Source organism: Anaerofustis stercorihominis, from assembly GCF_005844425.1.
In the GTDB taxonomy this organism is placed as follows: Bacteria; Bacillota; Clostridia; order Eubacteriales; family Anaerofustaceae; genus Anaerofustis; species Anaerofustis butyriciformans.
Map to the genome: position 1 here is coordinate 1 of NZ_SPHL01000060.1, position 6,202 is coordinate 6,202.

The 6,202-nt window shown below is 27.8% G+C and carries 9 protein-coding genes and 1 other RNA gene; 2 read left to right on the forward strand and 8 right to left on the reverse strand.

All coding sequences use genetic code 11. From position 1 onward, the window contains the following. Window positions 1–207: 207 nt before the first annotated feature. Both FGQ49_RS09870 and FGQ49_RS09875 read left to right on the forward strand, forming a co-directional pair. Window positions 208–561, forward strand: a complete 354-nt coding sequence (locus tag FGQ49_RS09870; RefSeq protein WP_171020681.1) for a helix-turn-helix domain-containing protein — start codon at window positions 208–210, stop codon at window positions 559–561. Next, window positions 554–1,123: an ImmA/IrrE family metallo-endopeptidase gene (locus FGQ49_RS09875; RefSeq protein WP_138269703.1), complete on the forward strand. Its 570-nt coding sequence runs from the start codon at window positions 554–556 to the stop codon at window positions 1,121–1,123. The genes FGQ49_RS09870 and FGQ49_RS09875 overlap by 8 nt, the downstream gene beginning before the upstream one ends. 107 nt (window positions 1,124–1,230) lie before the next feature. Here FGQ49_RS09875 and ssrA read toward each other — a convergent pair. From ssrA to FGQ49_RS09915, 8 genes are all read right to left on the reverse strand, one after another. Then, window positions 1,231–1,579, reverse strand: a transfer-messenger RNA (tmRNA) gene (gene ssrA, locus FGQ49_RS09880). Between the two features lie 2 nt (window positions 1,580–1,581). Beyond that, a complete protein-coding gene (gene smpB, locus FGQ49_RS09885) occupies window positions 1,582–2,061 on the reverse strand; it encodes an SsrA-binding protein SmpB (RefSeq protein WP_138269704.1) in 480 nt (159 codons plus the stop codon). Between the two features lie 7 nt (window positions 2,062–2,068). Further along, the gene (gene trhA, locus FGQ49_RS09890) at window positions 2,069–2,728 is read right to left on the reverse strand and encodes a PAQR family membrane homeostasis protein TrhA (protein WP_138269705.1); all 660 of its coding nucleotides are present in this window, start codon (window positions 2,726–2,728) and stop codon (window positions 2,069–2,071) included. Between the two features lie 19 nt (window positions 2,729–2,747). Then, the gene (locus FGQ49_RS09895) at window positions 2,748–3,632 is read right to left on the reverse strand and encodes a polyprenyl synthetase family protein (protein ID WP_138269706.1); all 885 of its coding nucleotides are present in this window, start codon (window positions 3,630–3,632) and stop codon (window positions 2,748–2,750) included. 2 nt (window positions 3,633–3,634) lie between these two features. Then, entirely contained in the window at window positions 3,635–3,862 is a 228-nt protein-coding gene (gene xseB / locus FGQ49_RS09900) for an exodeoxyribonuclease VII small subunit (protein ID WP_138269707.1), read from the reverse strand. After that, window positions 3,855–5,069 (reverse strand): exodeoxyribonuclease VII large subunit, encoded by a 1,215-nt coding sequence (gene xseA / locus FGQ49_RS09905; protein ID WP_171020682.1) that lies wholly within the window; start codon window positions 5,067–5,069, stop codon window positions 3,855–3,857. The genes xseB and xseA overlap by 8 nt, the downstream gene beginning before the upstream one ends. An 82-nt stretch (window positions 5,070–5,151) precedes the next feature. Continuing rightward, complete coding sequence (gene nusB / locus FGQ49_RS09910; RefSeq protein WP_138269709.1) at window positions 5,152–5,550, reverse strand: transcription antitermination factor NusB; 399 nt, start codon at window positions 5,548–5,550, stop codon at window positions 5,152–5,154. A 23-nt stretch (window positions 5,551–5,573) separates the two neighbouring features. Beyond that, window positions 5,574–5,864 carry an Asp23/Gls24 family envelope stress response protein gene (locus FGQ49_RS09915; protein ID WP_138269710.1) on the reverse strand — a complete coding sequence of 97 codons (291 nt, stop codon included), beginning with the start codon at window positions 5,862–5,864 and terminating at the stop codon, window positions 5,574–5,576. Window positions 5,865–6,202 lie beyond the last annotated feature (338 nt).

Here is a 6,202-nt window from a genome sequence, read left to right on the forward strand (position 1 = left end):
AACTTTTTCTACCATACCCATGATACATTTTCCGCCACCGCCACCTGGGTTAACATCGTTTTCTCCGTTTTGAAGAATTTTTATTTTATTATAATATTACACAAAAACTTTGTCAATAAATACTCTTCAAATCGAAGAATATTTATTGACAAAATATTGACAAAAAAGTGACTTTTTTATATGATTGAAAAACAAGGAGTTAACAGTATGAGCAAGAAAGGAATCTCACTAAAATTAAAAGAACTTAGAAGAAAGAATAAATTAACAATAGAAAAAGTTAAATATCTTTTGGAAAAAAGAGATATAAATGTTGCAATAAAAACAATATACGGGTGGGAAAGCGGACAAAGACTTCCAACCCCTGATATTTTTTTAAATTTATGCGATATATATAATGTTAATGATATCTTAGAAGAATTTGAAGTTGGAAAAAGAAAAAAGAAAGTAAATGACAATTTAAAAATGATAGCAAGAGAAGACGGAATAAGTTACAATTCTCTTAGTAAATCCGAACTAAAAAAATTAAAAGAAACTACTGTTTTAATTACTGAAGATGAATAAAATAGATTTAAAAAATTATAAAAGTATACAACATCTGGTTTGGTATATTTTAAGAGAAACAAAAACAAATAAACTTCCTGTTGATATCATTCATATATGCAAGGAATTAAATATAAAAATAAGATATTACGATAATAATAACGATATCGCAAAAACCTATAAAGATGGCTTTTCATGCATAACAGAAGATGATGAAAAAATAATCTTTTTTAATAAATCCATAAATAATTCTTGTAGGCATAGATTTACAATAGCCCATGAGCTGGGGCATATTTTGCTTGAACACAATAAAGATAAAACTAAAACATACAACGAAATGGAAACAGAAGCAAATATGTTTGCTATAAGGATTCTAGCACCACTTTGCGTTTTAAAAGAAATGAATATATCTTCTCCTGAAGAATTATCCCAATTATGTAATATTTCTAAAACTGCAGGGAAATATAGATATGAAAGGTTACAAAAAGCATTAATAAAAAATAAATTTTATATTAATCCAAAAGAAAAAAAGATTTTACAACAATTTAATAATTACATAAACAGTTTTTCCAGAGATATTTAATAAAATATCTCTTTTTTTAATAAAAAAACAATGATTAAAACCATTGTTTTATAATTAATTATTAAAATATATAAAATAAAAAATATAAATCTTTATATTATTATCATTGGTGGAGATGGGGGGAATCGAACCCCCGTCCAAAACCAGCTAAATTAAACTTTCTCCGAGTGCAGTTTGTCTTAAAATTTAACCTAATACTATAAAACAAACAAAATTATATAAGGCGAGCCTTAATTAATACTATACATTGTCAAGACACCCAACATATAGGTCCCTGCGAAAGTGTGACAATCGTTATATTTCTTGCAGGTCAGAAATACACGACCGCGCTGCAACTAGGCAGCGAAAGATAATCTATTGTTATCGTTTATTTTTTAATTTGCTTATTTTAAAGATGTTAAGCTCATCTACTCGCTTATTTAACCTCACTAACCCTGTCGAAACCATTGCATCCCCGTTTATCTATAACTATTTTTAAGGTTTCTAGCTATATCACGTTTTGCATCTTTTTCTTTAAGACTTTCTCGTTTGTCATAAAGCTTTTTACCTTTACAAACAGCGATATCCATTTTAACATAACTTTTACTAAAGTGCAAATTTAAAGGGATTAAAGTATATCCATCTTTTGTAAGATAGTCCTTTATTTTCCTTATTTCCCTTTTATTTAAAAGCAGCCTTCTTTCTCTTAAAGGATCGACATTATTTCTGTTACCAAATTCATAAGGACTTACATGCATACCAATTATATATATTTCATTTCCTTTAGTAACATTTGCATAACTATCTTTTAAATTAACTTTACCGTTTCTTATTGATTTTACTTCCGTACCTTTAAGCTCAATGCCTGCTTCATATTTTTCTATAACAAAATACTCAAAATTTGCCTGTTTATTTCTGGCAATTATTTTTTTATCTTCTTTATTTTTATTTGCCCCCATATTCTACCTACATACCTATAATATTAAATAAAATTGCAAAATAATGTAATATTGTGCCTGCCAAAACAAATAAGTGCCAAATAGAATGCATATATTTATATTTAGTCAAACAATAAAATATTACACCAACAGTATACATCAATCCTCCTAAAATTAAAAGAACTAATGTTAAAAGTGAAACAGCTGCAACCAAAGGTTTAATTGCAAAAACAACTGCCCATCCCATAATTAAATATAAAACTAAAGATATTTTTTCAAATTTCTTTAAATTTATTGCATTTAAAACTATACCTACTATTGCACTTAACCATATAACAACAAATATATACCATCCAACATTTTCTCTTAATGTATATAAAGTAAAAGGTGTATAAGTACCGGCTATAAGTAAAAATATTGTACAATGGTCAAATACTCTAAAAATTTCTTTTACACGACGATTTTGGAAAGAATGATATAAAGTAGATGCAAGATATAAAGAAAACATACTTATGCCGTAAATAATGCTTCCAATTACAGCCCACATATTAGCATACATTGCACTAAGGACTATTAAAACCGTACATCCAGCAATTGCAAAAAATACACCTACACCGTGAGATACCGAATTAAATATTTCTTCCCCAAGGGTGTATCTTTTTATTATATCTTTTTTTTCTTCACTCATAAATTTTCCTCTTTTCAAATTAATTTTTTCTGCTTGATAGATAAACTGCAAGATTTCTTAAAAAATCAGCACTTTCATCAAAATCTGAAATACTTTCAAGAGCAATATTTAAAAGTTGTTCTACTTTTTCATACGATTTTTCTAATCCATAAACATACGGATATGTCATTTTGTTTCTTTCCTCATCCATCCCTACATTTTTACCTAAAGTTTCACTATCAGATACCACATCTAAGATATCATCAACAACTTGGAACATTAATCCTATAGAATCAGCATATTTCTTAAAAGATTCCATCTTTTCTTCATCTGCTCCTCCTATAATGGCTCCGCTTAATATACAAGCTCTAAGAAGTGCACCTGTTTTATTATCATGAATAAAATCAAGAGTTTCACCGTTTGGCTCTTTTCCTTCACTTATCATGTCCATAACCTGACCTGCAACCATTCCGTTTATACCTGCAGCATCAGCAATAACTTCCATAGCTTCCACATATCTTGTTATATTATTTGCTTTTTTGCAATTTTTAATCATAGTTTCATATGCAAGATTTAATAAACTATCCCCTGCAAGAAGAGCCATTGCCTCTCCGTATAAAACATGATTTGTCGGTTTTCCTCTTCTTAACTCATCATCATCCATACATGGTAAATCATCGTGAATAAGAGAATATGTATGAATCATCTCTATCGCAGCCATTAAAGGATATGCTTCTCTTATATCTCCCCCAACAGCTTTGCAAGATTCCATCAAAAGAATAGGTCTTATCCTTTTACCTCCTACAAATAATGAATAATTAAAACTTTCAAATATTATTCCAGGCTTACCTTCTTTAATAGTATATTTATTTAATATATCTTCAACAAATAATTGTTTTTCTTTTAATTCTTTCTTTATATCCATGTTTAAGCCTCTTCGAAATTTTTTATAACAGCTTCACCGTCTTTTTCATCTACAAATATTTTTACTTTCTTTTCTGCATCCAAAAGTTCTTCTTTTAACTCTTTTATTAAAATTCCTGCTTCATCATATAACTTAACGCTATTATCAAGTGTAATTTTAGATTCTTCCATTAACTTGCTTATTTCTTCAAGTCTTGATAATTTTTCTTCAAATGTTTTTTTATCACTCATTATTTTCACCTTCAATACTATTTATTGTAGAAATAAACTTACCGTCTTTCATTCTTATTTTTATAATATCGTTTATACTTGCTTCACTGACAGAAGTAATTATGTTATCATTCTTTTCAACTACCGCAAATCCTCTATCTATAACACTTTCAACTGAAAGAGTTTTAACTAGTTTTTCCAAAGAATTTAATTTTTGCTTATTAAAACTAATTTTATTGCCAAATGATAAATCAATGAAATCTTTTAAATTATCAACATACTGTTCCATATTTTCAATATATGCATTTGGTCTTTTTATTACAGGTTTATTTATTACATTTTCTATTCTTTGTTTATAAGAATCAATTAAATTATTTAAACTGTTTGTAGCCTTTCTTTGATATTCATCAATTGTAAAAATAATATTATCCAACGGTTCACTTACGATTTCACCTGCAACAGATGGTGTTGGAGCTCTAAAATCTGCCACAAAATCACATATTGTAAAGTCTGTTTCATGCCCTACAGCAGAAACCACAGGAATTTTACTGTCATATACTGCTTGAGCAACTACTCTTTCATTAAAAGCCCATAATTCCTCAATGCTTCCGCCACCTCTTCCCGTTATTATCACATCAGCAAGATTAAGTCTATTTATATCGTATATCATTTGAGCAACGTCTTCTCCGCTTCCCTCACCTTGAACAAGTACAGGGCAAACAATTATTTCAATATTTTTATTTCTTCTTTTTATAACGCTTATTATATCCCTTACTGCTGCCCCCGTCTTGGATGTTACAACTGCCACTCTACTAATAAATTTAGGTATAGGCTTCTTGATGTTATTATCAAAATAACCTTTTACCTTCAACTCTTCAAGTAATTTATTATATTCTTCATATAATCTTCCTATACCCTTTTTTTTCATGCTACGGACATATAATTGATAATTACCGTTCTTTTCAAAAACAGACACATTACCCTCTATTATAACTTTCATGCCATCTTTAGGCTCAAAATCCAGAGAATATGTGTCTGCTCGAAACATAACGCAATTTATTTTACCTTTATTATCTTTTATTGAAAAATATAAATGTCCGGAAGAATGTCTCTTATAATTTGAAACTTCCCCCTCTACTTTTAAATTAGACAATAATTCATCATAATCAAGTAAAGTCTTAATATATCTATTTACATCCGTGACGGTTAAAATTACATTATCTATCATTTTAATCCTCACTATACCCAAAACCATATCATCTGGTATTGGATACTATATTATAATATATTCATATACAAGTCAATAAATATTAACTAACTTTTTTATATACACTATTTAATAACCCGTTTACAAAACTTGCCTCTTTTTCATCTGAGTATGTGTGAGCCAACCCAACGGCTTCATTTAAACCTACCAAAGCAGGGATATCGTCATTATACATAATTTCAAAAACACCAAGTCTTAAAACGGCTATTACATGATTTGAAAGTCTTTCAAACTTCCAGCCTTTTAAATTTTCTTTTATTATTCCATCAATTTCATCAAGATTATCTAATATACCTTTAATGGTCTTTTTAGCATACTCACCTTGAGTTCCTTTTAAACCATTATCTGTAATCATTTGTTCATATCTTTCATTAAAATCATCATGGAAACTCATTTGAAAAATAATTTTATATACTAAATCTCTTGCTACGTCTCTTTTCAAAATTTAACCCCTTTAAAATATATTTAACATTCTAATCCTTCAATATATATATTAACTTGAATTACACTATAACCTGTCATAGATTCAACAGATTGTTTAACTTTTTTCTTAACTTCATCTGTTAAATCAGGTATTATTGCTCCGTATTTTATAATTAAAGAAATATCAATAATAATTTTATTACCACTTATTATTGTTTTTACACCTTTTCCAACATTCTTTTTACCAAATATTTCTCCAATATCTATACCTCCATATAGACCGCTTATACCATCAACTTCTCTTGTAACAAGTCCTACTATTGAAGTTATCACATTATCACTTATATTTCATCACCTTGTTCTAAGGTTTCTCTTAAAGTAATGTTTTCATCAATATTTTTGCTCATAATTGTACCTCCTTTTCGAGAAATAAACATATACATATTAGTAACTCAATTATAACATTATTTTATTTTATTTCAAATAATTAATGAAAATTTAAATATCTATAAAAATTGGTGTATTTAAAGGATTATATGAAAAATAAACAAGTATTATTCCAAGTAAAATAATACTCATTATACTTATTAATTTCACTTTAACTTTATCATTTTGTTCATCAAGCAAAATTTTATAACTAAAACTTTGACTTATACCTACACAAATCAAAA